Annotated in this window: 23 protein-coding genes; 16 read left to right on the top strand and 7 right to left on the bottom strand. The window is 64.0% G+C overall.

Annotated elements, in window-relative coordinates:
* The first annotated feature begins 2 nt into the window (after positions 1-2).
* The 3 genes from ABIB06_RS01610 to ABIB06_RS01620 are packed head-to-tail and all read left to right on the top strand — an operon-like array spanning position 3 to position 3,838.
* The gene (locus ABIB06_RS01610; protein ID WP_354045688.1) at positions 3-1,025 is read left to right on the top strand and encodes an FAD binding domain-containing protein; all 1,023 of its coding nucleotides are present in this window, start codon (positions 3-5) and stop codon (positions 1,023-1,025) included.
* On the top strand, positions 1,022-3,313 hold the full coding sequence (locus ABIB06_RS01615) for a xanthine dehydrogenase family protein molybdopterin-binding subunit (protein WP_354045690.1): 2,292 nt from the start codon (positions 1,022-1,024) through the stop codon (positions 3,311-3,313). The genes ABIB06_RS01610 and ABIB06_RS01615 overlap by 4 nt, the downstream gene beginning before the upstream one ends.
* A 60-nt stretch (positions 3,314-3,373) precedes the next feature.
* Positions 3,374-3,838: an FKBP-type peptidyl-prolyl cis-trans isomerase gene (locus ABIB06_RS01620; protein ID WP_354045691.1), complete on the top strand. Its 465-nt coding sequence runs from the start codon at positions 3,374-3,376 to the stop codon at positions 3,836-3,838.
* Positions 3,839-3,910: 72 nt separating this feature from the next.
* On the opposite strand, the gene ABIB06_RS01625 is transcribed toward ABIB06_RS01620, so the two are convergent.
* Positions 3,911-4,129, bottom strand: a complete 219-nt coding sequence (locus ABIB06_RS01625) for a CsbD family protein (RefSeq protein ID WP_354045692.1) — start codon at positions 4,127-4,129, stop codon at positions 3,911-3,913.
* A 128-nt stretch (positions 4,130-4,257) separates the two neighbouring features.
* Here ABIB06_RS01625 and ABIB06_RS01630 point away from each other — a divergent pair, with 128 nt between their 5' ends.
* The 3 genes from ABIB06_RS01630 to ABIB06_RS01640 all read left to right on the top strand — a co-directional run bounded on the left by ABIB06_RS01630 (position 4,258) and on the right by ABIB06_RS01640 (position 5,860).
* Positions 4,258-4,770, top strand: a complete 513-nt coding sequence (locus ABIB06_RS01630) for a cupin domain-containing protein (protein ID WP_354045694.1) — start codon at positions 4,258-4,260, stop codon at positions 4,768-4,770.
* A 131-nt stretch (positions 4,771-4,901) separates the two neighbouring features.
* Positions 4,902-5,330 carry a VOC family protein gene (locus ABIB06_RS01635; RefSeq protein ID WP_354068495.1) on the top strand — a complete coding sequence of 143 codons (429 nt, stop codon included), beginning with the start codon at positions 4,902-4,904 and terminating at the stop codon, positions 5,328-5,330.
* Between the two features lie 41 nt (positions 5,331-5,371).
* Complete coding sequence (locus tag ABIB06_RS01640; RefSeq protein WP_354045698.1) at positions 5,372-5,860, top strand: VOC family protein; 489 nt, start codon at positions 5,372-5,374, stop codon at positions 5,858-5,860.
* A 151-nt stretch (positions 5,861-6,011) separates the two neighbouring features.
* On the opposite strand, the gene ABIB06_RS01645 is transcribed toward ABIB06_RS01640, so the two are convergent.
* Both ABIB06_RS01645 and ABIB06_RS01650 read right to left on the bottom strand, forming a co-directional pair.
* Positions 6,012-7,178, bottom strand: coding sequence for a hypothetical protein (locus ABIB06_RS01645; RefSeq protein WP_354045700.1), 1,167 nt, complete (start codon positions 7,176-7,178; stop codon positions 6,012-6,014).
* Between the two features lie 2 nt (positions 7,179-7,180).
* On the bottom strand, positions 7,181-7,882 hold the full coding sequence (locus ABIB06_RS01650) for a FecR family protein (RefSeq protein ID WP_247440693.1): 702 nt from the start codon (positions 7,880-7,882) through the stop codon (positions 7,181-7,183).
* A 51-nt stretch (positions 7,883-7,933) separates the two neighbouring features.
* Between ABIB06_RS01650 and ABIB06_RS01655 the strand changes: the two genes are divergently transcribed.
* Complete coding sequence (locus tag ABIB06_RS01655; RefSeq protein WP_354045702.1) at positions 7,934-9,364, top strand: phospholipid carrier-dependent glycosyltransferase; 1,431 nt, start codon at positions 7,934-7,936, stop codon at positions 9,362-9,364.
* Positions 9,365-9,421: 57 nt separating this feature from the next.
* Here ABIB06_RS01655 and ABIB06_RS01660 read toward each other — a convergent pair whose 3' ends face one another.
* Positions 9,422-10,063: an OmpA family protein gene (locus ABIB06_RS01660; RefSeq protein WP_354045704.1), complete on the bottom strand. Its 642-nt coding sequence runs from the start codon at positions 10,061-10,063 to the stop codon at positions 9,422-9,424.
* Between the two features lie 321 nt (positions 10,064-10,384).
* On the opposite strand from ABIB06_RS01660, the gene ABIB06_RS01665 reads away from it, so the two are divergent.
* Positions 10,385-10,630, top strand: a complete 246-nt coding sequence (locus tag ABIB06_RS01665; protein WP_354045706.1) for a hypothetical protein — start codon at positions 10,385-10,387, stop codon at positions 10,628-10,630.
* Positions 10,631-10,891: 261 nt separating this feature from the next.
* A complete protein-coding gene (locus tag ABIB06_RS01670; protein ID WP_354045708.1) occupies positions 10,892-12,055 on the top strand; it encodes a winged helix-turn-helix domain-containing protein in 1,164 nt (387 codons plus the stop codon).
* Between the two features lie 73 nt (positions 12,056-12,128).
* On the opposite strand, the gene ABIB06_RS01675 is transcribed toward ABIB06_RS01670, so the two are convergent.
* On the bottom strand, positions 12,129-12,569 hold the full coding sequence (locus tag ABIB06_RS01675; protein ID WP_354045710.1) for a ribosomal maturation YjgA family protein: 441 nt from the start codon (positions 12,567-12,569) through the stop codon (positions 12,129-12,131).
* A gap of 80 nt (positions 12,570-12,649) precedes the next feature.
* Here ABIB06_RS01675 and ABIB06_RS01680 point away from each other — a divergent pair, with 80 nt between their 5' ends.
* Entirely contained in the window at positions 12,650-13,990 is a 1,341-nt protein-coding gene (locus tag ABIB06_RS01680; protein WP_354045712.1) for an MFS transporter, read from the top strand.
* Between the two features lie 62 nt (positions 13,991-14,052).
* On the opposite strand, the gene ABIB06_RS01685 is transcribed toward ABIB06_RS01680, so the two are convergent.
* A complete protein-coding gene (locus tag ABIB06_RS01685) occupies positions 14,053-14,406 on the bottom strand; it encodes a type II toxin-antitoxin system PemK/MazF family toxin (protein ID WP_247340590.1) in 354 nt (117 codons plus the stop codon).
* A gap of 154 nt (positions 14,407-14,560) precedes the next feature.
* Entirely contained in the window at positions 14,561-14,863 is a 303-nt protein-coding gene (locus ABIB06_RS01690) for an antitoxin MazE family protein (RefSeq protein ID WP_345946801.1), read from the bottom strand.
* Between the two features lie 97 nt (positions 14,864-14,960).
* Here ABIB06_RS01690 and ABIB06_RS01695 point away from each other — a divergent pair, with 97 nt between their 5' ends.
* The 6 genes from ABIB06_RS01695 to ABIB06_RS01720 all read left to right on the top strand — a co-directional run bounded on the left by ABIB06_RS01695 (position 14,961) and on the right by ABIB06_RS01720 (position 24,458).
* On the top strand, positions 14,961-16,067 hold the full coding sequence (locus ABIB06_RS01695) for an efflux RND transporter periplasmic adaptor subunit (RefSeq protein ID WP_354045714.1): 1,107 nt from the start codon (positions 14,961-14,963) through the stop codon (positions 16,065-16,067).
* 178 nt (positions 16,068-16,245) lie between these two features.
* On the top strand, positions 16,246-19,383 hold the full coding sequence (locus ABIB06_RS01700; protein WP_354045716.1) for an efflux RND transporter permease subunit: 3,138 nt from the start codon (positions 16,246-16,248) through the stop codon (positions 19,381-19,383).
* 35 nt (positions 19,384-19,418) lie between these two features.
* On the top strand, positions 19,419-20,018 hold the full coding sequence (locus tag ABIB06_RS01705; RefSeq protein ID WP_354045717.1) for a TetR/AcrR family transcriptional regulator: 600 nt from the start codon (positions 19,419-19,421) through the stop codon (positions 20,016-20,018).
* Between the two features lie 88 nt (positions 20,019-20,106).
* The gene (locus tag ABIB06_RS01710; RefSeq protein ID WP_247340480.1) at positions 20,107-20,730 is read left to right on the top strand and encodes a flavin reductase family protein; all 624 of its coding nucleotides are present in this window, start codon (positions 20,107-20,109) and stop codon (positions 20,728-20,730) included.
* Between the two features lie 177 nt (positions 20,731-20,907).
* Positions 20,908-23,175 (top strand): acyl-CoA dehydrogenase, encoded by a 2,268-nt coding sequence (locus ABIB06_RS01715; protein ID WP_354045719.1) that lies wholly within the window; start codon positions 20,908-20,910, stop codon positions 23,173-23,175.
* A complete protein-coding gene (locus tag ABIB06_RS01720; RefSeq protein ID WP_354045721.1) occupies positions 23,175-24,458 on the top strand; it encodes an acetyl-CoA C-acetyltransferase in 1,284 nt (427 codons plus the stop codon). The genes ABIB06_RS01715 and ABIB06_RS01720 overlap by 1 nt, the downstream gene beginning before the upstream one ends.

Here is a 24,458-nt window from a genome sequence, read left to right on the forward strand (position 1 = left end):
GCATGCGACCGTTTTCGTATCAGAGAGCAACAGATCCTGACTTGGCCGTGCAGGCGCTCAGCGCTGCCGCGGCTGCCAACAATCCGTTGACGCAGGCCGCGGCACAGCCGCTCGCCGGCGGCACCACGCTGATCGACCTGATGAAGCTGGACGTGATGCGTCCCGCCGCGCTCGTCGATATCAATCCGCTTGCGCGCGGCTGGTCCGCGATCGAATCCAAAGGCGACGGCTTGCGGCTCGGCGCGCTTGCGAAGATGTCCGATGTGGCCGCGCATGCTGAGATCCAGAGCGACTATCCTGTGATCGCGAATTCCCTGAATCTCGCCGCCAGCGCCCAGCTGCGCAACATGGCGACGCTCGGCGGCAACGTGATGCAGCGAACGCGTTGCAGCTACTTCCGCGATGTCTCCTATGAGAATTGCAACAAGCGCAATCCTGGCTCGGGCTGTGCCGCCATGGATGGCGTCAATCGCATGCATGCGGTGCTCGGCACGTCCGATCAGTGTATCGCGACCTATCCCGGCGATTTTGCCCAGGCGCTGATCGCGCTGGACGCAATGGTCGAGATCACCGGCAGGTCCGGCACGCGCAACGTGCCGTTCGCAGATCTGCACAAGGCACCCGGCAGCACGCCCGACATCGAGACCACACTTCAGCCCGGTGAGTTGATCTCGGCATTCTCCGTTCCCGGCCGCTGGCCGCGCTCGGTCTATCTCAAGGCGCGCGACCGTCAGTCCTATGAGTTCGCGTTGTCGTCGGCTGCCGTCGCGCTCGACGTGCAGGATGGCACGATCAGGGACGCACGCGTCGCGCTGGGCGGCGTCGCCACCGTGCCGTGGCGGGCGCGCGAGGCGGAGGCGCTGCTGAAGGGACAGAAATTCGACGACGATCTGGCGCAGCGTGTTGCCGCTGCCGCTTTCGCGGACGCGCGGGGACGCCAGCACAACAGCTTCAAGATCGCGCTCGGCAAGCGCGTGGTGGCGCGCGCGCTCCAGCAGGCCGTAACGATGGAGGTCCGATCATGACCGCTGCAGCTCCCGAGCCGAAGGCAAACATGGGCCAGCCGGTGCCGCGCTATGACGCCGCCGCAAAGGTCACGGGCCGGGCGACATATGCGTCCGATATGCCGCTCGACAATCCCGCTTACGCATTCCTGGTCACCAGTGCCATCGCCAAGGGCCGCATCGACAGCTTCGATCTCGACGATGCCAGAGGTGTCCGCGGCGTGATCGACATCGTCACGCACGAGAACGCCCCGAAGCTGAAGGAGTCGAAGCTGTTCAGCAATGGCGGCTATGCCGGCACCACGATCCAGCCGCTGAAATCGGCCGACATCGCCCATGACGGCGAGATCATCGCGGTCGTCATCGCCGAGAACTACGAGGCCGCGCGCGAGGCCGCCAATCGCGTCAAGGTCAGCTACACGGCCGTAGCGCCGAGTGCGAGCTTCGACTCGCCAGGAACGACCACGGCTGCGGCGAAAGGGCAAAACTCGCAGTTCAAGGAAGACCCGGAGGTCGGCGATTTCGCCAAGGCGTTCGACCAGGCTGAGGTCAAGCTCACCGCCTCCTATGACACGCCGACCCAGCACCACAACCCGATGGAGCTGTTTACGACGAGCTGCGCCTGGATGGGCGATAACCTCGTCATCTATGAGGGCAGCCAGCATGTCTATGGCCTGAAGAACGGCGTCGCCGAGCAGCTCGGCATCGACGCCGACAAGGTCCGTGTCGTCAATCCCTATGTCGGCGGCGGCTTTGGTTCGCGCGGCTCGATGACGCCGCGAACCGCCATTATCGCCGGCATCGCCAAACGCCTGAACCGGCCGATCAAGCTGGTGCCGACCCGCGACCAGGGTTTCACCATCGCGACTTACCGCGCCGAGACGCGCCATGAGATCAGGCTTGGTGCTGGCCGGGACGGCAAGCTGGCGGCTTTGAGGCACGAGGGCTCCGAGGTTTCGTCGCGTCCGGATGCCTATTGCGTCGGCGGCACCAAGACGACGACGCGGCTCTATGCCTGCCCGAACGTCAGCAGTCTGGTGTCGATTGTGCGCGCCGACCGCAACACGCCGGGCTTCATGCGCTCACCGCCGGAGGTGCCATATCTCTTCGCGCTGGAGAGCGCGATGGACGAGCTCGCGGTGAAGCTGAACATGGACCCGGTCGAGCTCCGCCGCATCAACGACACCACCGTTGAGCCGATCGGCGGCAAGCCCTATACGTTCCGGTCATTGATGGCGTGCTTCGATGAGGCCGCCAAGGCGTTCGGCTGGTCGCAGCGTTCGCCGCAGCCGAAATCGATGTCGGACGGCGACTGGCTGGTTGGCTATGGCTGTGCCGCCACCTGCTATCCGACGCAGATGGCGCCGTCTGCCGCGCGCGTCCGCCTCCAGCGCGACGGCCGTACCCGGGTCGAGATCGCCGGTCACGAGATCGGTACCGGTGCATACACCGTCATCGCCCAGACCGCGTCCGAGCGGCTCGGCGTGCCCCTGGAAAAGGTCGCGGTCTTCGTGGGTGACAGCGACCTGCCACCGGCGCCGGTTGCCGGCGGTTCGAACTCGACCGCCAGCACCTGCTCGGCAGTGATGATGGTGTGCGATCAAATCCGCCAAAGGCTGTTCAAGGCCGTGATGCCGGGCGACAGCCTCGCCGACAAGGCCAAGGAGACTGTCGGCATCAGCCAGACGCCAAGCACGCAGGCGGCGAAGAGCGATCGTCCGCTCGATCTGGACAAGGCCTTCGACGCGCTCGGTGTCGGCGTCGTCGAGGAATACGGCGAGTGGAAGCCGGAAGGCGCGCCGCTGGACTCCTTCACGGCCATGCACAGCGGGCACGCGCGCCTCGTCGGTGGTCACTCGATGAAGGACAAGATTGCCTATGCCTTCGGTGCCGAGTTCGTCGAGGTCCGCGTCAACCGCTTTACCCATGAAATCCGTGCACCGCGGCTGGTGGGAGCCTTCGCGGCGGGCCGTATCATGAATCCGCGCACGGCGCGCAGCCAGCTCATGGGCGGCCTGATCTGGGGCATGTCCTCAGCGTTGCTCGAGGCCACCGAGATCGACGAGCGCAATGCGCGCTACGTCAACGACAATCTTGCCGACTATCTCGTGCCTGTGAATGCCGACGTGCCCGGTGTCGAGGTGATACTGCTCTCCGAGCAGGACGATCACATCAACCCGGCAGGCGTGAAGGGCCTCGGCGAGCTTGCCAATGTCGGCACCAATGCGGCGATCTGCAATGCGATCTACCACGCCACGGGCCAGCGTATCCGCAAGCTACCCGTGCGGCTGGAAAATATCGAGGTCTGAGGGGTGGAAACCGCATGCTCGTTGCGCTAGACACCTTCCGCCTCAAACGGAAGGTGTCTTATGCAGCGTTTACAGCGCGTGCTCCTCGCCATCATGTCGGCACTTGCGATCACCTTGATCGGCAGTGTGTCGACGTTCGTTTCCACAACGGCCTCGGCCCAGACCGCAGGAAAGACCATGACCACAGCTTCAGGATTGCAGATCACCGATAGCGTCGTCGGCACCGGCGCTTCGCCGAAGCCCGGACAGATTTGCGTGATGCACTATACCGGCTGGCTTTACGAGAACGGCCAGAAGGGCAAGAAATTCGACTCGTCGGTCGATCGCAACGAGCCGTTCGAATTCCCGATCGGCAAGGGCCGCGTCATCGGCGGCTGGGAGGAGGGCGTTGCCTCCATGAAGGTCGGCGGCAAGCGTACGCTGATCATTCCGCCGCAGCTCGGGTATGGCGCCCGCGGCGCAGGCGGCGCGATCCCGCCGAACGCAACGCTGATGTTCGACGTGGAATTGCTCGGGGTGAAGTAAGCCCGCAAACAAAAGACCGGCCTCTCGGCCGGTCTTTCGCTTTCAGCCTTGTTTGTCTCAATGCTGGACGTGTTATTCCGTTCCGCGCTTGGCCGCAGCCGCTGCGCGATCGACCGCGTCTTTCGCGACGTCCTTGGCGTCACCCATGGCCCGCTGGCCCTTGCCCTTCACTTCCTGGACTGCGCCTTCGCCCTTCATGCGGTCGGACCCGGTGGCTTCGCCGATGCCCTGCTTGGCCTTGCCCATTGCCTCGTTGGCGGTGCCCTTGATCTTGTCGGTCGTGCTACCCATGAAACTCTCCTTGCGGTTTGCTCACTGAGACAACGCCCGATGGCTATGAGGGTTCCGATTTTGGTATGGCTTGCGGACGCGGCTTTGGGTTAGTTTGCCGCGCACGGAACCAACAGAAAGCAAGTCCCATGACCGGCCATGACCATTCGCATTCCCACCATGACCACGATCATGACGATCGCTGGAAACATGACGGCGTGCGCGTCATTCCCGGCAACCAGTTCGATACCAACGTCCCGTCGACGGCGGGCATGGACCGCGCGGCCGCGATCAATTTCGCGCGCGTCGGTGCGCAGAAATTGTGGGCGGGCACGGTCAGCATCAAGCCCGACGCCAAGACCGGCGCGCATCACCACGGCCATCTCGAAAGCGTCATCTACGTGGTGAAGGGCAAGGCGCGGATGCGCTGGGGCGAGAGCCTGCAATTCACCGCGGAGGCCGGCCCCGGCGACTTCATTTTCGTCCCGCCCTACGTGCCGCATCAGGAGATCAATGCCAGCCGCGACGAAGTGCTGGAATGCGTGCTGGTGCGCAGTGACGGCGAGGCGGTCGCGATCAACCTCGACATCGAGCCGGTCGAGAAGCCCGAGACCGTGCTGTGGGTCGATCCCATTCACCGCGATCCGAACGAGAAGAAGTAAGGCTGCCCAAAACCGCGCGGGGGCGATGCGACAGAACCCCGCAGGTTAGGGAGCGAAAAATATCCGGAAGCGATGTCGGGTGGCTGCCCAGCCATCCGTCCTTGGGTAGAACCCCGCCCAAGGAGCTTTCAATGCCCAGAATGATTTTCGTCAATCTTCCGGTGACCGACCTCAAGCGCGCCACCGCGTTTTACGAGGCGGTCGGCGCGGTCAGGAACCCGCAATTCAGCGACGAAACGGCGAGCTGCATGGTCTTTTCCGAAACCATCTTCGCCATGCTGCTGACCCACGACAAATTCCGCCAGTTCACACCGAAGCCGATCTCGGATGCCAAGACCTCGAACCAGGCGCTGTTCTGCCTGTCCGCGGACAGCCGCAACGAGGTCGACGATATCGTCGGCAGGGCCGCGGCGGCGGGCGGGGCGGCCGATCCCGGCCCGAAGGACGAATACAGTTTCATGTACGGCCGCAGCTTCGAGGATCCGGATGGCCACATGTGGGGTGTGAACTGGATGGACATGGCAGCCTTTGCCGCGCAGTCCGACATGTCGAACGCCTGATCCAAGCCACGACACCAACAATCTGAAGAGGAGCATTCAAGATGTCAAAGGTCGTTCCCTGCATGTGGTTCAACGGCGATGCCGAGGAAGCCGCGAAATTCTACGTCTCGCTCGTTCCGAATTCGGAGATCACGCACGTTCAGCGCAACGTTTCGGACAACCCCTCCGGCAAGGAAGGCTCCGTGCTCGTGGTCGAGTTCACGGTCGCCGGACAGCCTCTGGTCGCGCTCAACGGCGGCATGAAGATGGAATACACCCACGCGCTCTCGCTCATGGTCCATTGCGACGATCAGGCCCAGGTCGACAGCGTCTGGAATGCCTTCCTGGCCCATGGCGGCAAGGAAGAGCAATGCGGCTGGCTGCATGACCGCTACGGCGTGTCCTGGCAGGTGGTGCCGAAGGTGATGTTCGAGTTCCTCTCGAGCCCCGACAAGGCCGCCGCCGCACGCGCCATGCAGGCCATGATGAAGATGGTCAAGTTGGATGAGGACGTGCTGCGCCGCGCGTTCGAGGGCAAGTCGGCGGCGTGAGGCGGTGAGCTCGCACCACACACTCCCTGTCATCGCCCGGCCTCGACCGGGCGATCAAGTCCCAGAGACAGCGCCGTGATACGGAGAAGCTGGCGTATTGGATGCCCGCCTGTGGGGGCATGACAGCGGAGTGGGTGGCTCCCGCCTTTCTCTAATAATTGATCCGCAGCCCCACGCCGCCATGGATGGTGTTGCCCACCGGCTGCGGACCCAGCGTGCCGTTGGCGAACAGGTCCACGATCCAGCCCTTTTGCACGCGGAAGCCGAGCCGGCCGCCATATTCGAACCAGCCCTGGTTGCCCATGGTCGGCACCACCGTGCCGTCGCCGGTCACGGTGGCGACAATGCCGCTATGGCTGGCGAACGACTGTACCCAGCCGCCATTGATGTTGGCCTCGATATTGCTGCCGTAGAGATGTGTCCACTGGCCGCCGATCTTGACCAGGTTGGTGCGGTCGGTGCCGGTCGCGATGCTGGCGTCGAACGGATTGAACGCCACCGCGCTGTCGGTATAGCCCGAGACGCGCTGCCAGAGTTGCCAGACCTCGATCGAGGCGGCGACCTCGTCGCGTGGCGACACACGGCTGATCCAGCCGGCGCGGCCGTAGACGGCGTAGTTCGAGGCGTTGGTCGAACTCGTGACGCTCACCGGGCCGAGGTTGGTGTTGTAGCTGCGGGTGTAGCGCGCCTTCTCCCACGGCGTCAGGATCGTGCCGATGTCGAAGAACGGGCGCGACGAGCCCCAGTCGGTGAAGTCATAGCGCAGCGCGAAAGCGCCGATCGGCGCGCTGGTGATGTTGTAGCCGCCCTCGCTGTACTGCGTGTAGGCGATGCCGGCGAGCAGTGACAGATTGTTGGTCAGCTCCTTGCGGCCGTGGATGCCCGCCGAGAATGAGCCCGCGGAGCCGAACGCGCTGATGCAGTTGCTGCAATTGACCTGCTCGTTGACGCCGAGCAGCACCGTGCCGAGCACCCGGTTGGTGATCATCTGGTTGAAGCGCTGATTGGCAAGGCCGCCGACCGAGTTGCCGCTGGAATCCGCGCCGGTCGGCGTCGGCGTCGGCGTCGGGCTAGGCGAGGAGGACGGATAAGGGCTCGGCGACGATGACGGGTAGGGGCTGGGCGAGGGCGTTGGCGAGGGGCTGTAGGTCGGTGTCGGCGAGGGTGAATAGCTCGGCGCCGGGATGGGCGTCGGCCCTCCGCACTCGGACACGCAATTCGTGGCGGCCACCGCCGGAGGGGCATCGACCGCGACAAACGCAAACGCGGCGGTCAGTACGCTCGCCAGGATGAAGCGCCTGACGTTGAATACCTCCATCGTCAGCGCCCGCACAGCATGCCGTCATCGTGGACGGCGGGCGTGATGGTCGGCGACGCCTCCGCATATTGGTTGACTGCGCACAGCCCGGCGCTCGCGGCGCAGGTCGCGGCAAAGGTCCAGGGCGGCGTATTGGTCTTACTGATAGAGACCTTGCCGCCGGTCGAGGTGATGATTGCGGTGTCGCCGGGCTGCGTGAGCTGCACGCACTGCAAGCTCGTCGTGCATACGCTGGCGGCGCCGTCCTGCAGCACGACGACCGAGCGGCCGCGCTGGGACAGGATATCGAGCGTGGTGCCGCGCACGCCGATGGTCGCGAGCGGCGTCGTGATCTTGTAGGCTGTCTTCGCGGAATGTCCCGTAACGAAACGGAATGCGCCGGTGGTCATGCGGATCGCGACGTCGCGATAGCTGTGCTCGTCGTTGAAGACGGTGCGGTCGAGCTTGAGCGTCGCGCTCGGGCCGAGTGACAGATTGGTGCTGTCGGCCATCACGAAGCGCGCCGCGCTGTCGGCGCCGGTGCGCACGGTCTCGTCGCGCAGCATGCCATCACCGACACTGATCGGCGTCGTGGTCGCGGCCACGCGCACGACCTCGTTCTGGATCACGACGGCTTCACCGACGCGCGTCTGCGCTTGCGCGCAAGGCGCTGCGCACAAGGCGGCCGACAACAGCGTGGAGAAAAGCCAGAAGCGCAAATTCATTTCGCAATCGATCGATTTGTCCCTGATCGTACCGGATCGCGCGCGCTTGCGATGTGGCGAAATTATCACAAGCGGCGCGGGACCTGCGTTATGCTTAGTGACAGTTGCGGCAGAATGCGTTCAATGAAAAGCGCGATCTTTGTTTTTGTCCGCGGTGACGCAAATTTGCCACGCAAAACTTCCCCACAAATGCCGCTCGACTTGCCCGCAGTTCCGAAGGTGTCGCGGAGCGCAGTGATTGCTGTCGTGATTTTCCTGGTCGCGCATCTCGCGCTGCTGATCGGCCTCACGACGCCGGAGAAGTTCGTCTTCGACGAGGTGCACTACGTGCCGGCTGCGCGGCAGATGCTGGCACCGGCGATGTCGCAACCGATGCTCAATCCGATGCATCCGCCGCTGGCCAAGGAGCTGATCGCGGTCTCGATCGCGGGCTTCGGCGACAACGCGCTGGGCTGGCGCTATCCCGCGACATTGTTCGGGGCGCTCGCGATCGTCGCGACCTATCTGTGCGGCCTCGCGCTGTTCGCCGCGCAAGGACCTGCGATCGCCGCCGCGCTGATCGCCGGCTGCAACCAGATGCTGTACGTGCAGGCGCGCATCGCGATGCTCGACATTTTTGCGCTGAGCTTCGGCCTGCTTGCGATGGCCGCCTTCATGCACGGTTTTCGAAGGGATCGCCCGCATGCGTTGTTCGCGCTCGCGGGCAGCCTGTTCGGCTGTGCTGCGGCCTGCAAATGGAGCGGCCTGTTTCCGCTCGGAATCTGCATCGTCATCGTCGCGGCGATCCGCCTGATGCAGGGCTGGCGCACGCTGTTTGCCGACGCGAAGCCGAGTGACTGGTATCGGCCCGATCTGTGGCCCGATTTTCGGATGCAGCATGCCGCGCTGTGCTTTGCCGTGCTGCCGGCGCTGACGTATCTCGCCGCGTTCGTTCCGCTCTATGGATTGTCGCTATCGGATCTGATCGAGGCGCAGCGCCGGATCTTCGCCGACAACACCACGACGGCGATCGCCGGCCACACCTATATGAGCGCGTGGCCATCCTGGCCGTTGCTCGCGCGACCGGTATGGTTCCTGTTCGACAAGACCACGGAGGACAACGTCTCCGCAATCGTCTTCCTCGGAAATCCGCTGGTGCTGTGGCCCGCGTTGCTCGCGCTCGCGGTCGTGCTGCGCGATTTCGTCGTCGCGCGTCGCTGGGATGCGTTCCTGATTGCGGCCTTCTACTTCGGGTCCTGGCTCGCCTGGGCGTTGCTGCCGCGCACGCTCGGCTTCATCTACTATTATCTGCCGGCTGCGACCGTGGCGTCGCTCGCGTTGGTCTACGTGCTGCGCCGGGACGGTCTGCCCCGCTGGATGCTGTGGGCCTATGTCGGCATCGCAGCGATCGGTTTTGCGGTCATGCTGCCGATCTCCGCGGCGTTTGTCGGCGCGTCGATGCAAACCTTCGGCCGGCTGATGCTGTTCCAGAGCTGGATATGACATCGCCGCCTGCCGGGGGAACGGCAGGCGGCGTCTTCATTGGCGATGACCGGGGAATTACTTCGACGCGGTCTTGGTATCCATGTTCACGACCTGGACGCGGCGGTTGATCGGGTCGGCGCCGTTGGCGGTATCCTTCAGCTTGGTCTTGCCGTAGCCGACGGTGACGAGATCGGTGCCGGTGAGGCCGTAGTTCTGCACCAGGTACTTCTTGATGGTGTCGGCGCGACGTTCGGAGAGACCCTGATTGTATTCTTCGCCGCCGACCGCATCGGTGTGGCCGGCGACCACGAAGGTCGAGCCCTTGAGCGACGGATCGGACAGGGCCTTGCCGAGCGCCTGCACCGACGACACCGAGGTCTTGGCGATGTTGGCCGAGTTGTAGTCGAACTGGATTTCCAGATCGATGTTCGGCTTGGTCGCCGCGAGCTCGGCGATCTGGTCGCGCTCGCCGGTCGAGAGCGACCGGGTCGAGCGGTTGCGCACCGTATTCAGGAAGGTCGATTCCTTGGCCTGCACCGCCGGATCGGCCTGCGGACCGGCGGAGAGGCCGCGGGTCGCCGGCTTCGGCTTCAGTGCATCCAGGATCTGGCCTGTGGAGACGTTGTTGTCGCCGGCCAGGGCGAGGCCCGCTGTCATCGACAGCGCTGCCGAGAGAGCAATCGCCTTCAGTCCAAAAAAATTAACAAAACGGGTCATTGTCGTATCCTCGCTGTTACGCCTGATGGCGATTTGATGCTGCGAGCATAGGGAAGGTTCAAAGCACCTAATGTGATCTTGGTCACTGTGGCTATAGCCGCTCCCGGAGTGATCCTGACGCATTTTGCGGCGTGGACATCGATCGTCGCAAAGCCGTCGCGGCGTGGTCAGCTCGCGGACAAGATGTCGGCCAGATGCGCGCCTAGCCCCTTCAACCGACAATCACGAGCGAGGGGAGCCGAGTTCCATCCAGTGCCGAGGCCAAGTGACTACCAGCCCTATCGCAGTGGCCCGACGGAACGGACAGTGCCGCTGAGCTCAATGCCCGTCTATATCGGCGCGGCCATGATCGCGGTGGCGATCCTTCTATCGACGCTGATCACAGGGATGACCGCCCGCTATGTCGGGCTTGAAGGGTCGACCGACGAGAACATGTGGCTGGTCGATCGTCTCACCGGCAGTGTCTATCGCTGCCAGGCGGAGGGGCGCGGCAGAGCCGCGTGCGAGCCGGACGTCGCCACGGGTAGCGTCGGCGATCGGTCCAAAGCCCCGAAAGATGACCGCTGAGCCTCCACCTTCGCACCGCCGACACGCCGGCCAAGGTGGCGGCCAACAAGGAAATGGCCATGGCTAACACCGACATGAGCAATGGCAAGATGAAGAGCGCCTGCATGCACTACATGAAGTCGCAGAAGGCGATGACGATGAAATAGGCGCGAGGCGCGCCCATCGACCGCGCCGTCAGCAGTTGGCAGCGCGTTTTTTCTTTGGCCGATGCTTTGCCGTCTCCTTTCTCCCGGCGCGAATTCCGCTACATTCCTTCCCGCAATGTCCCGCGCGCCCAAACCGATTCCACTCACCACGACACAGGCCCGGCAGATCTGGCTTCATGCCCAGCGGCTGGATGAGCGCGCGCCGTTCGGAGGCGGGGCGCAGGCCGTCGCCGACGCGGTCGCCCATCTCGGCTATGTACAGATCGACACCATCAACGTGATCGAGCGCTGCCATCACCACATCCTGTTCAGCCGCATCCCGTCCTACCGCCGTGCCGATCTGCGCCACGCCCAGAGCGTGGACAGAAGCGTCTTTGAATATTGGACGCATGCGCTCTCTTACGTGCCGGCTGGCGACTTCCGCTTCTTCCTGCCGGCCATGCGCGAGCACCGCCGCGAGGGGCACAAATGGTTCGCCTCGGTGATGCCTGCCGACACGCGCAAGGTGATGCGGCTGGTGCGCGCCGGCCCGCTGACGATCCGCGACATCGAGGACGACGTGCTCACCGAGAAGGAGCATCTCTGGCAGAGCCGAAAACCCTCGAAGCGGGCGTTGCAGCTCGCCTTCTATACGGGGGCCGTGACCATCAGCGAGCGCCAGGGCATGCTCAAGACCTATGAGCTGATGACGCGCCATTTCGGCTGGGACAAGCTGCCGAAGCCGGCCTCGACCAAGGACATCACGGCCTATCTGCTCGACCGCGCGCTACGGTCGCAGGGCGTGGTGAGCCTCGATTCGATCTGCCATCTCGACGCGCCGCGCAAGGCGGCGGTGGCGGGCCTGATCGCCTCGCGCGCCCGCCGTGGCGAACTCGTGCCCGTGACGATCGACGGTGCCGGCAAGCAGGAGCACTGGGCACAGCCGGCAGCGCTCGAGCCGGGCGAGCGCGCGTCCTCCGATCTCGTCCACATCCTCTCGCCGTTCGATCCGCTGATCATCCAGCGCAAGCGCACCAATCTCTTCTTCGGCTACAACCATCTGTTCGAGGCCTATGTGCCCAAGGCGAAACGCAAGCTCGGCTATTTCGCGCTCCCCGTGCTGGTCGGCGACGAAATCGTCGCCGCGCTCGATCTGAAGACCGACCGGCAGGCGAAGAAGCTGCTGATGCAGAAATGGACCTGGGTCGGGCAGGGCAAGAAGACGGCGGCGCGCAAGGAGCTGAAGCAGAAGATCGAGGAGGAGCTCGATCGGTTCGAGAAATTTCAGCTGGCGGAGTGAGGATGTCGTCGTAAGCCGGATTGGCGCAGCGTAATCCACCACTGTCTATTTCCGCGCAAGCGAAGGTGGTGGGTTACGCCTTCGGCTGACCCACCCTACGCATCGCGACGAATCGATCAATCCAAACGCCGAACGCAATCCCGACAGCATACGCCAGCAAATTCCGCAGCGAGAAGATGCGCCCCAAGAGCAGCGCCCCGGCTGTGGTCAGCCTGAACGCATCGAGCCACGGCGTATGCACCTGCCGGGAAAGCTCGACGACGACCGCGATCACCATCGCGATGGCCGAGATCTGCGCTCGTGGCAGCCGCGGCAGCAAAACGCCGGCCAGCAGAAACACCATCGTTGCCCACAGCAGCGAGCCGCCGTACTTCACCACGAAGGCGGGCAGGCCGAGCGGAAAACCGTACCAGCGCAGGGACAGCCCGCAGACGATCACCGCCAGCGCCAGCCCGGCGCGGATCAGGGATGTCCGTAACGGCGCAACAGGTTTATCCGGCTGCGCCCCTTGCATTGCTCGCTCCATTGACTCTTGGCCGATCATGCTCAAAACCGCTCTCAGCCAATAAAAGCAACAACCCCGGGGGGGAAGCCTTGAGCCAGACCACGACCTATGCCCGTCCAACCGGCGGCGCCAAGAGCGAAATCGAGGCCTCGACGATTCGCGCTATCTCCTGGCGCCTGATTCCGTTCCTGGTGCTGGCCTACTTCTTCTCCTATCTCGATCGCGTCAATCTCGGCTTCGCTGCGCTGACCATGAATGCCGAGCTGAAGTTCACGCCGCTGATCTTCTCCTGGGGCGCCGGCATCTTCTTCATCGGCTATTTCATCTTCGAGGTGCCGAGCAATCTGGCGCTGGAGAAATTCGGCGCCAGCCGCTGGATCGCCCGCATCATGGTGACCTGGGGCATCATCTCGGGGCTGATGGCGCTCACGAGCGGTGTCACGAGCTTCTACGTGCTGCGCTTCCTGCTCGGCGTCGCCGAAGCCGGCTTCTTCCCCGGCATCATCCTCTATCTCACCTATTGGTATCCGGCCGAATATCGCGCCCGCTTTCTCGCGGCCTTCGCCATCGCCGTTCCGGTCTCGACCGTGATCGGTGCGCCGGTCTCGGGCCTGCTGCTCGGACTTGACGGTGCGATGGGGCTGAAGGGCTGGCAGTGGCTGTTCATCATCGAGGGCATTCCTTCCGTGCTGCTCGGCATCGTCACCTGGTTCTATCTCACCGACAGGCCGGAAAAGGCGGACTGGCTCTCTGCCGAGCAGAAGACCTGGCTCAAGTCCAGGCTCGATTCGGAAGTCGCGGCCAAGCAGGCGGTGAAGCATCTGTCGCTCGGAGAGGCCTTGTCGTCGCCGAAGGTGATCGCGCTCAGCCTGGTCTATTTCGGCTTCGTCGGCGCGCTCTACGGCATGCAGTTCTGGCTGCCGCAGATCGTCAAGGCGTTCGGCCTCACCAATGCGCAGACCGGCTTCGTCACCGCGATCCCATATCTGTTCGGCACCATCGCGATGATCCTGTGGGCGCGGCACTCGGACGCCACACGCGAGCGCGTGATGCATGTCGGCGCGCCGCTGCTGCTTACCGCCGCTGCACTTGCCGTCTCCTCCTATCTCACCGATCCCACCATGACGATGGTGGTGCTGACTGTCGCCGCGATCGGGGTGTTCTGCTGCTTCGGCGTGTTCTGGACCCTGCCGACCGCCTGGCTCTCCGGCACGGCGGCGGCCGGCGGCATCGCCCTGATCAACTCGATCGGCAATCTCGCCGGCTTCGGCGGTCCCTACCTGATCGGCTGGGTCAAGGAAGCCACAGGCCAGACTTCGACCGGCTTGTTGGTGCTGGCGGTCCTGCCTCTGCTCGCCGGCATTCTGGTGTTCATCGGCGGCCACGACAGCAAGCACGAGTTCGCCGAACAGGGGCGGCGAGGGGGCTGATATTCCGGGGTGGTCCTTCGGGGCCGTCCTGGAAGGGCGAAGCTGCTCCGGCGCACGGATCGCTAACCTGTGCCACGGGATTTTTGTGAGCCAGCCAGCCCGAGAAACACCAGCATGGCGCGATTGAGGCGCAAGAGATCCTCGTCGTCGAGCCGCCCGATCAGCATGCCCATCTTGGATTTCGGTACCGTGGTGATCTTGTCGACCATCAGGCGGCATGCCACTCGGAGGCCGTTGCGATCGTTCGGTTCGACCTGCAATCTGAAGAGTGGTGCCTCAGTTTCGAATGTTGTTATTGGGCAAACCGTGATCGATTCCGTTGCGTCAAAATCGTCGTCTTGCACGACGATGACCGGACGCGGTTTCCCTCCGTAGTCCTTTGCGCCTGCTGCTGTCCAAACTTCGCCTCTCTTCATTGGTTCGTGAACCGCCATGCTGGGCACGCTCAGCTGCTGGACCTCCGTCCGCGCGCGGACGAATTTCAGTGGGAGCGAGTTTGGGCCAAAGCCTGCTGCGAAACTGTTTCGGGCCTGAGGCCCTGCCGACGAGATTCCCTGCGCTGTTCACAGGTTATTCTGTCTCGCCAGGCCAATCGGAGATCGCATCGACGAAAGCCTGATCCTCATCCTCATGCGGGTTCGATGCGACCGCCAATGATTGGCGATGGGCTTCCGCCTTGAAAGAGGCTGAACGTACATCCGGAACCCAGATCTGGATCGGACGGAGCCCCTGCGCGCGCAGCCGCTCTCGATGCTTGCGGACCTTCGCTCGCGACGACTTCGGCTTAGAAGAGGACGGCATAGTTCTCTCCGTTTGGTTACATGTAACCATATCAGGCGAAGAGAGTTCCGCCAATCCACGGAATCTTACCATCCCTTAACGATCACGCTTTCCTGATGACTGACGATTATTGACTTTCATCAGTGATTAGTCGACATTCCTCTCATTGCAGCCGCAGGAGTGTTCTCCGATGTTCGTCCGGTCAGTTTTGTCGAGCTATTCCAAGCTGTTGGCGGGTGTGTCGCTGGCGTTGATGGCTGCCGCCCTGGGCGGGTGCAATGACACGGTTGCTGAAAAGGCCGAGCCGCCGCGGCCGGTTCTGGTCGCAACCGCCCATTATGATGCCGAAACGCCGGAGCGCAGCTTCGTCGGCACGGTCAGGCCGCGGATCGAGAGCGATCTCGGTTTTCGCGTCGCCGGCAAGGTTGCCAAGCGCTTGGTCGAGGTCGGCCAGACCGTCGAGATCGGCCAGCCGCTCGCGACCCTCGATGAGATCGACCTGAAGCTCCAGGCTGAGCAAGCGGTCGCCGAGCAGACCGCTGCGACCGGCGTGCTGGCTCAGGCCGCCGCCGCCGAGCAGCGCGCCAAGGATTTGAAGGCCAAGGGCTGGACCACCGATGCCCAACTCGACCAGAGCCGCGCTTCCGCCGATGAGGCGCGCGCGCGCCTGAATCGGGCCGAGCGCTCGGTCGAACTGACCAATAATTCCCTTTCCTACGCGACGCTCAACGCCGACGCCCGTGGCGTCGTCACCGCAACGCTGATCGAGCCAGGCCAGGTGGTTGCCGCAGGCCAGACCTCGATCCGTGTCGCCCGCTTTGCCGAAAAGGAAGCGGTCGTCGCGATCCCTGAGACGCTGGTCGGACGTGCCAAGTCGGGCGCCGCCAGCGTCACTCTTTGGTCGGAGCCGGGCAAGAAATATACGGCCAAGCTGCGCGAGATCGCGCCGACCGCGGATTCCGCCACGCGCACCTATCTCGCAAAATTCTCGCTGCCCGAGGCCGACGACAAGGTTTCGCTCGGCATGACCGCGACGCTGACGCTGTCGGATGCCGCGACCGAGCGCGTCGCGCGGTTGCCGCTGTCGGCGCTATTCAACGAAGGCGGCAAGCCGTCCTTCTTCGTCGTCGACGGCAACGGCGCGGTCACGCTGAAGCCGGTCGCGGTGAAGTCCTACGAGAGCAACGACGTCGTCATCACCGGCGGTGTCGAAGAGGGCGCCAAGATCGTCGCCCTCGGTGTGCAGAAGCTCGATCCGGGCCAGAAGGTGCGGATCGTCTCGTCACTGTCCTTTTAAGTCTCGTTTACGAGTTACGTCGTGTGAGGTGAGTTTCGGCCTAAGCGCAAATGCTGGGGCTGAAGCGGCGAAGCGATCCAGAACCTGCCCAGCCCCCTGGATTGCTTCGCTGCCTCGCGACGATGCGTTGAACAGAGTAGCTGCCTTTTTTGCAACCGGATCATCTTTGGAGAGTGCGATGAAGCGCTTCAACCTTTCGGCCTGGGCCGTCAGCCATCCGACCCTGGTCCTGTTCCTGATGGTCATACTCGGCGTCGCCGGGTTCTTCTCCTATCAGAAGCTCGGCCGTGCCGAGGATCCGTTCTTTACGGTGAAGGTGGTCAACGTCTCCGTGGTCTGGCCGGGCGCGACCGCGCAGGAAATGCAGGCTCAGGTCGCCGATCCCATCGAGAAGAAGATCCAGGAGCTGCCCTACTTCGAGAAGGTGCAGACCTATTCCAAGCCCGGCTTCACCGCGCTCCAGGTGACCTTCCGCGATTCCACGCCGCCGAAGGATGTGCCGTATCTCTTTTATCTGCTGCGCAAGAAGCTGGTCGACGTGCAGGCCCAACTGCCCGCAGGGATTCTGGGCCCGGTCGTCAACGACGAGTTCTCCGACGTCGATTCGATCCTCTACATGATGACCGGCGACGGTGCCGATTATGCGCAGCTCAAGAAGGTCTCGGAGGGTTTTCGGCAGCGCCTCCTGAAGGTGCCCGGCGTGACCAAGGTCGACGTCTACGGCAACCAGGATGAGCGCATCTTCGTCGAATTCTCGCACGCCAAGCTCGCCACCCTCGGCATCACGCCGCAGGCGCTGTTCGATTCGCTTGCCAAGCAGAACAACGTGACCCCTGCCGGCACGGTCGAGACCTCGTCGCAGCGCGTGCCGCTGCGCGTCACCGGTGCGCTCGACGGCGCCAAGGCCGTGGCCGAAACCCCGGTCGAGAGCAATGGCCGCGTGTTCCGCCTCGGTGACATCGCCACCGTCACCCATGGCTATGTCGACCCGCCGAGTTTCATCGTGCGCCAGGAAGGCAAGGCCGCGATCGGCATCGGTGTCGTCACCGCCAAGGGCGCCAACATCCTCGATCTCGGCAAGGAGGTCGAGAAGGCGACGGCTGAATTCATGAAGGCGGTGCCGCAGGGCGTCGACGTCAAGCTGATCGCCGACCAGCCCAAGGTGGTCGAGCACGCCGTCGGCGAGTTCGTGCACTCCTTCATGGAAGCCCTCGTCATCGTGCTGTTCGTGTCGTTCCTGGCGCTCGGCTGGCGCACCGGCATCGTGGTCGCGCTGTCGGTTCCTTTGGTGCTCGGCATCGTCTTCGTCGTCATGAACACGATGTCGCTCGACCTGCACCGCATCACGCTGGGAGCGCTGATCATCGCGCTCGGCCTGCTCGTCGATGACGCCATCATCGCGGTCGAGATGATGGTGGTGAAGATGGAGCAGGGTTGGGACCGCATGCGTGCGGCGTCCTTTGCCTGGGAATCCACTGCGTTTCCGATGCTCACGGGAACGCTGGTCACGGCCGCTGGCTTCCTCCCCATCGGCTTTGCCAATTCCGCGGTCGGCGAATATGCCGGCAGCATCTTCTGGATCGTGGCGATTGCGCTGGTCGCGTCCTGGTTCGTGGCGGTGATCTTCACGCCCTATATCGGCGTCATGCTGCTGCCCAACATCAAGGTGCACCATAATCACGATCCGCACGCGGTCTACGAGACCCGCATGTATCGGGGCCTGCGCGCCATCGTGCAATGGTGCGTCAACCATCGCATCACCGTGGTGGTCGCGACCGTCGGCGTTTTCATCGCCTCGATCGTCGGATTCGGCCACGTCCAGCAGCAATTCTTCCCGCTGTCCGAGCGCCCCGAGCTGTTCCTCCAGCTTCGCCTGCCCGAGGGCACCGCCTTCAACGTCACGGAAAAGGCGGTGAAGAAGGCCGAGACGCTGCTCAAGGACGACAAGGACATCGAGACCTATACGGCCTATGTCGGGCAGGGCTCGCCGCGTTTCTGGCTCGGCCTCAATCCGCAGCTTCCGAACGAGGCTTTTGCCGAAATCGTCATCGTCGCAAAGGGCGTCGAGGCGCGCGAGCGTATCAAGGCCAAGCTTGAAAACGCCGTCGCCGACGGCGCGCTCAACGAGGCCCGCGTGCGCGTCGACCGCTTCAATTTCGGTCCCCCGGTCGGCTTTCCCGTGCAGTTCCGCGTGATCGGCCCCGACGCCAACAAGGTGCGCGAGATCGCCTACCAGGTTCGCGACGTCATGCGGCAGAACAAGAGCGTCAAGGACGTCCAGCTCGACTGGAACGAGCAGTCGCCTTACCTCAAGCTCGTCGTCGACCAGGATCGCGCCCGCGCCATGGGCCTGACCCCGCAGGACGTGTCGCAGGCGCTGTCGATGCTGATCTCGGGCTCACAGGTGACGACCGTGCGCGACGGTATCGAGAAGGTGGCCGTGGTCGCCCGTGCGATCCCGTCCGAACGCCTCGACCTCGGCGGCGTCGGTGATCTCACCATCACCTCGCGTAACGGCGTTGCCGTGCCGCTCCAGCAGATCGCCAAGATCGAATACGGCCACGAGGAGCCGATCATGTGGCGGCGCAATCGCGACATGGCGATCACTGTGCGCTCCGACGTCGTCGACGGCGTGCAGGCGCCTGACGTCACCGGCCAGATCACGCCGAAGCTGAAGGCGATCACGGACAACCTCGAGCCGGCCTACCGCATCGAGGCGGGCGGCGCGTTCGAGGAATCCGCCAAGGGTAACGCCTCGATCTTCGTTCTCTTCCCGCTGATGGTCATGGTGATGCTGACGCTGCTGATGTTCCAGCTTCAGAGCTTCTCCCGCTTGATCCTGGTGTTTTTAACCGCACCCCTCGGTATCGTCGGCGCCTCCCTCGGGCTCAACATCGCCAACGCTCCGTTCGGCTTCGTGGCGCTGCTCGGCCTGATCGCGCTCGCCGGCATGATCATGCGCAACGCGGTGATCCTGGTCGACCAGATCGAGACCGACGTTTCTCATGGCTTGACCCGTCGCGAGGCGATCGTAGAGGCCACCGTCCGCCGTGCCCGACCGGTGGTGCTGACGGCGCTCGCCGCCATCCTCGCCATGATCCCGCTGTCGCGCTCGGCGTTCTGGGGCCCGATGGCGATCACCATCATGGGCGGACTGTTCGTTGCGACCTTCCTGACGCTGCTGTACCTGCCGGGCCTCTACGCCCTCTGGTTCCGCAAGAGCCTGGATGAGGCAGGCACCCCCGAGCAGCCCGCCGCACCGCAGCATGGGAGCGATGACGAGCACGCAATTCCGCTTGCTGAGGCGGCTGAATAAGTGAAGATGAACTGCTGATTGACGAGTCCTGACAGATGACACTGGTTTCGGAACATATCGAAGGCGACACCCGGGATCGTATTCTCGAGGTGGCCGAACGGCTGTTCCGCCAGATCGGCTATCTCAAGACCACGGTCGGGGACATCGCCAAGGAGCTCAAGATGAGCCCCGCCAACGTCTATCGCTTCTTCGAATCGAAGAAGGCGATTCATCAGGCGGTGGCCCGCTCGCTGATGTGCGAGGTCGAACTGGAAGCGCAGCGGATCGTGGCGAGGCCGGGTCCGGTGCTCCCGCGCTTCCGCGAGTTGCTCTCCACCATCCATCGCATGAACACCGAGCGCTATGTCGGCGATTCCAAGTTGCACGAGATGGTCGAGATCGCGATGCAGGAGGACTGGGACGTCTGCGTCAACCACATGGAGTGCATTGCCGGGGTCATCGGCCAGATGATCGCGCAAGGCGCGGCCTCCGGCGAGTTCGAGGCGCCGGACCTGCAACTGGCCGCGCTCTGCGCCTGCACCGCGATGATGCGCTTCTTCCACCCCCAGATGATCGCCCAGTGCGCCACCAAGCCGGGTCCGACCATCGACCAGATGATCGATTTCGTCATCGCGGGATTGTCCCCGCGGCACTGACGCGGCGACGGATTTCCTCTTATAAGCAGGCCGACGTAGGCCGGATGGGTTCGCTCCATCCGGGCACAAGGACCGGGGAAAAGCCAGCGTGACCGACAAAGACCTGCACTTCTACGAGCCCGCCAAGGGCCACGGCCTCAAGCACGATCCTTTCAACGCCATCGTCGCGCCGCGGCCGATCGGCTGGATTTCGTCGCGCGACACCAACGGCCACGTCAATCTCGCGCCCTACAGCTTCTTCAACGCGTTCTGCTACGTGCCGCCGATCATCGGCTTCTCCTCCACCAACTGGAAGGACACCGTCGCGAACATCCAGCAGACCGGCGAGTTCGTCTGGAATCTCGCCACCATGGATCTCGCCAGGCACATGAACGCGACCGCCGCCCACGTCGGGCCTGAGGTCGACGAGTTCAAGATTGCAGGCCTGACCGCCGTGCCCGGCAAGCTCGTCAACGTGCCGCGCGTCGGCGAAAGCCCGGTCGCCTTCGAATGCAAGGTGGCGGATATCGTCCGCCTCAAGGGCGCCGACGGCAAGGAAGCCAATGCCTGGCTGACGCTCGGCGAAGTCGTCGCCGTCCACATCGACAAGGCCATGATCAAGGACGGCGTCTACCAGACCGCCGCCGCCCGCCCGATTGTCCGCGCCGGCCGCAGCGGTGATTATTTCGAGATCAAGCCGGAAAACATGTTCGAGATGGTGCGGCCGGATTAGCCCGGCCGACCTCGTCGCCTAGCCCCTCCCGGAACTGCCACCACGCCCCGGCCGTTATAGCCTCTGGGCGGCCGCCCGGCCGCGTCAATTCGCGTATTTTCGCAGGCGAAGTGTTCACCTCCGCCGGCCACTTTCCGCTAAAATGCCCGATAACCGCGCCGATGCACGAGGTCCGCTATGAGCTTCCGCCGCGATACCATCACAAAGCCGATCTTCTCCTGGGCGCGCGGCGTGCTGCCGGCGATGTCGGACACCGAGCGGGAGGCGCTGGAGGCCGGCGACGTCTGGTGGGACGCCGATCTCTTCACCGGCAACCCTGATTGGTCGAAGCTGCTGAAGGTCCCGCAGGCAACGCTGACCGAACAGGAGCGGGCCTTTCTCAACGGCCCCGTCGACGAGCTCTGCGCCATGCTCGACGAGTGGAAGATCTTTTGGGAATTGCGCGACCTGCCGCAGGACGTGTGGGCCTTCATCAAGCGCGAAAAATTCTTCGGCATGATCATTCCGAAAGAGTTTGGCGGCCTCGGCTTTTCGCCCTATGCGCATTCGGAAGTGGTGCGCAAGATCTCGACCCGCTCGATCGCCGCCGCGGTGACGGTGATGGTGCCGAACTCGCTGGGCCCCGGCGAGCTCCTGATGCACTTCGGCACCAAGGAGCAGCAGCAGCGCTGGCTGCCGCGTCTTGCCGACGGCCGCGACATTCCCTGCTTCGGTCTCACCAGCCCGGAAGCCGGATCCGATGCGGCCTCGATGATCGACACCGGCATCATCTGCAGGGGCGATTTCGAGGGCCGCGAGTTCATCGGCCTCAGGCTCAACTGGCACAAGCGCTACATCACGCTCGGTCCCGTCGCGACCCTCTTGGGTCTCGCCTTCAAAGCCCATGACCCCGATCATCTCGTCGGCGATCAGGAAGAGCTCGGCATCAGCGTGGCGCTGATCCCGACCGATCTGCCCGGCGTCGAAATCGGCCATCGCCATCTGCCGTCGATGCAGGTGTTCCAGAACGGCCCGAACCGGGGCCACGACGTCTTCATCCCGCTCGACTATGTCATCGGCGGCCAGGAGCGGTTGGGGCAGGGCTGGAAGATGCTGATGACGGCGCTCGCCGCCGGCCGCGGCATCTCGCTGCCATCGCTGTCCGCGGCCGGCGCCGCCTATGCCGCCCGCACCACCGGCGCCTATGCCCGCATCCGCGAGCAGTTCGGCATCTCCATCTCCAAGTTCGAGGGCGTCGAGGAGCCGCTCGCCCGCATCGTCGCGACCGCCTATCAGCTCGACGCGGCACGGCGGCTCACTTGCGCCGCGCTGAATGCCGGCGTCCATCCCGCCGTCATCTCCGGCATCATGAAGCTGCACGCGACCGAGCGGATGCGCACCGCGGTCGACGACGCCATGGACATCCATGGCGGCAAGGCCGTGATCGACGGACCGCAAAACTATCTCGGCAATCTCCACCGCGCCGTCCCGGTCGGCATCACCGTCGAGGGTGCCAATATCCTCACCCGCAATCTCATCGTGTTCGGGCAGGGCGCCATCCGCGCGCATCCTTATCTGCTCGACGAGATGAATGCGCTTGCCGATACCGACCGTGTACGCGGGCTCACCGCGTTCGACAACGCGTTCTGGAAGCATGTCGGCCATAGTTTCGAGACGCTGTTGCGCGCCTTCGGCCGGAGCTGGTCCTTCGGTGCCTTCGCGCCAGCGCCCGATGCGGGCGACGCCACGCCATTCTATCGCCAACTCTCACGCTATTCTGCGGCGTTTGCACTCTGCGCCGACATGGCGCTGTTGACGCTCGGCGGCGCGCTCAAGCGCAAGGAGATGCTGTCGGCGCGCTTCGGCGACATCCTGTCCGAGCTGTATCTGCTCTCTGCCGCGCTCAAACGCTGGCAGGACGAGGGCCGGCAGAAGGAGGATTTTGCCGCGCTCGAATGGTGCATGGCGACGGGCTTCAAGACCATCGAGAACCGGCTCGCGGAGATACTCGCCAATCTGCCGAACCGCTTTGTCGCCGGTTTTCTCAAGCTGGTGGTCCAGCCGTTCGGCGCACGGGTGCTGGGTCCCTCCGACCGCGTCGTGCACCAATGTGCAAGCCTGGTGCTGGAGCCCTCGGCGGCGCGCGAGCGCCTTACGCCGGATCTTGCCCATGTCGATGACGACGGCGGCTTTGCCCGGCTGGAGCGCGCGTTCAAGCTGGTCGCAGGCACGGACGCCATCGCCAAGCGCATGCGCGCGGCGCATATGAGCGACTGGTGGGATGCGGTCGCCAAGGGCGTGATCACGCAGGCCGAGGGCGAGCAGCTCGCCGCGGCTCGCGAAGCCGTCGCAAAAGTGATCGAGGTCGACGATTTTGCGCCGGAGGCGCTGTCGCCGATTTACAAGAAAACCGGCGACGTGCATCAGTTCTTCCAGGAACTCGGTGACCAAAGGGCGGCGAGCTGATGGCACGGCCGGTATTCATCGTCGACGGCAGCCGAACGCCGTTTCTGAAAGCGCGTTCAGGGCCGGGTCCGTTCACGCCGGTCGATCTCGCCGTGCAATGCGGCCGGCCGCTGTTGGCGCGCCAGCCGTTTTCGCCTGATACCTTCGACCAGGTCATGCTCGGCTGCGTCAACGTGATCGCGGACGAGATGAACCCGGCCCGCGTCGCCACGCTTCGGCTCGGCATGGGCGAGGACATGGTCGCCTTCACCGTGCAGATCAATTGCGGCTCCGGCATGCAGTCGATCGACACCGCCTACCGCTACATCCGCGAAGGTCATGCCGACATGATCCTCGCCGGCGGCACCGAGGCCTTGAGTCATGCGCCGCTGGTCTGGCCGAATTCCGGCGTGCGCTGGTTCGCCGGCCTTGCCGCCGCCAAGGGCGTGGCCGCGAAACTTGCCGCTGCTTTCAAATTGCGGCCGCGCTATCTCAAGCCGATCATCGGGCTCGAGCGTGGTCTCACCGATCCCATCACCGACCTGAACATGGGCCAGACCGCCGAGGTCGTTGGCCATCTCTTCGGCATCACCCGCGCCCAGTCCGACGCTTACGCCGCCGAGAGCCATCGCCGGCTTGCGCATGCGCAGACGTCGGGTTTTCTGAAGGGCGAGGTCGAGATCGCATTCGCCCGTGACGGCAAATTCTTCGACCATGACGATGGCGTGCGTCCGGATTCGTCGGCCGAGAGGCTGTCAAAACTGAGACCGGTGTTCGAGCGTCCCTGGGGCCAGGTCACCGCCGGCAACTCCTCGCAGATCACCGACGGTGCGTCCTGGGTGATCCTGGCTTCCGACGAAGCGGTCGCCAAATACAAGCTGACGCCGAAGGCGGTTATCGTCGACAGCAACTGGGCCGCGCTCGATCCTGCTATCATGGGGCTCGGCCCCGTGATGTCGGCGACGCCGCTACTGAAGCGCAACAACCTCACCATCAAGGATGTCGAGACCTGGGAATTGAACGAGGCCTTCGCCACGCAAGTGCTCGGCTGCCTTGCCGCCTGGAATGACGACAAATTCTGCCGCGAGATTTTGGGGCTCGACGGCGCGGCCGGCGAGATCGACCGCGAAAAGCTCAATGTCGACGGCGGCGCCATCTCGCTCGGGCATCCCGTCGGCACCTCCGGCAACCGCATCGTGCTGCATCTGGTCAATGCGATGAAGCGGCTCGGCACGCGGCGTGGCGTTGCTACTGAGTGCATCGGCGGCGGACTCGGCGGCGCCATGCTGATCGAGGCGGTGTGA

Origin of the sequence: Bradyrhizobium sp. LB8.2 (assembly GCF_040548035.1) — a bacterium.
Lineage (GTDB): Bacteria > Pseudomonadota > Alphaproteobacteria > Rhizobiales > Xanthobacteraceae > Bradyrhizobium.

Bases quoted from the DNA above. Each gene is read 5' to 3' on its own strand.
- ABIB06_RS01610 (WP_354045688.1), top strand. From the start codon at position 3: ATGCGACCGTTTTCGTATCAGAGAGCAACAGATCCTGACTTGGCCGTG.
- ABIB06_RS01615 (WP_354045690.1), top strand. From the start codon at position 1,022: ATGACCGCTGCAGCTCCCGAGCCGAAGGCAAACATGGGCCAGCCGGTG.
- ABIB06_RS01620 (WP_354045691.1), top strand. From the start codon at position 3,374: ATGCAGCGTTTACAGCGCGTGCTCCTCGCCATCATGTCGGCACTTGCG.
- ABIB06_RS01625 (WP_354045692.1), bottom strand. From the start codon at position 4,129: ATGGGTAGCACGACCGACAAGATCAAGGGCACCGCCAACGAGGCAATG.
- ABIB06_RS01630 (WP_354045694.1), top strand. From the start codon at position 4,258: ATGACCGGCCATGACCATTCGCATTCCCACCATGACCACGATCATGAC.
- ABIB06_RS01635 (WP_354068495.1), top strand. From the start codon at position 4,902: ATGCCCAGAATGATTTTCGTCAATCTTCCGGTGACCGACCTCAAGCGC.
- ABIB06_RS01640 (WP_354045698.1), top strand. From the start codon at position 5,372: ATGTCAAAGGTCGTTCCCTGCATGTGGTTCAACGGCGATGCCGAGGAA.
- ABIB06_RS01645 (WP_354045700.1), bottom strand. From the start codon at position 7,178: ATGGAGGTATTCAACGTCAGGCGCTTCATCCTGGCGAGCGTACTGACC.
- ABIB06_RS01650 (WP_247440693.1), bottom strand. From the start codon at position 7,882: ATGAATTTGCGCTTCTGGCTTTTCTCCACGCTGTTGTCGGCCGCCTTG.
- ABIB06_RS01655 (WP_354045702.1), top strand. From the start codon at position 7,934: ATGTGGCGAAATTATCACAAGCGGCGCGGGACCTGCGTTATGCTTAGT.
- ABIB06_RS01660 (WP_354045704.1), bottom strand. From the start codon at position 10,063: ATGACCCGTTTTGTTAATTTTTTTGGACTGAAGGCGATTGCTCTCTCG.
- ABIB06_RS01665 (WP_354045706.1), top strand. From the start codon at position 10,385: ATGCCCGTCTATATCGGCGCGGCCATGATCGCGGTGGCGATCCTTCTA.
- ABIB06_RS01670 (WP_354045708.1), top strand. From the start codon at position 10,892: ATGTCCCGCGCGCCCAAACCGATTCCACTCACCACGACACAGGCCCGG.
- ABIB06_RS01675 (WP_354045710.1), bottom strand. From the start codon at position 12,569: ATGCAAGGGGCGCAGCCGGATAAACCTGTTGCGCCGTTACGGACATCC.
- ABIB06_RS01685 (WP_247340590.1), bottom strand. From the start codon at position 14,406: ATGAAGAGAGGCGAAGTTTGGACAGCAGCAGGCGCAAAGGACTACGGA.
- ABIB06_RS01690 (WP_345946801.1), bottom strand. From the start codon at position 14,863: ATGGTAAGATTCCGTGGATTGGCGGAACTCTCTTCGCCTGATATGGTT.
- ABIB06_RS01695 (WP_354045714.1), top strand. From the start codon at position 14,961: ATGTTCGTCCGGTCAGTTTTGTCGAGCTATTCCAAGCTGTTGGCGGGT.
- ABIB06_RS01700 (WP_354045716.1), top strand. From the start codon at position 16,246: ATGAAGCGCTTCAACCTTTCGGCCTGGGCCGTCAGCCATCCGACCCTG.
- ABIB06_RS01705 (WP_354045717.1), top strand. From the start codon at position 19,419: ATGACACTGGTTTCGGAACATATCGAAGGCGACACCCGGGATCGTATT.
- ABIB06_RS01715 (WP_354045719.1), top strand. From the start codon at position 20,908: ATGAGCTTCCGCCGCGATACCATCACAAAGCCGATCTTCTCCTGGGCG.
- ABIB06_RS01720 (WP_354045721.1), top strand. From the start codon at position 23,175: ATGGCACGGCCGGTATTCATCGTCGACGGCAGCCGAACGCCGTTTCTG.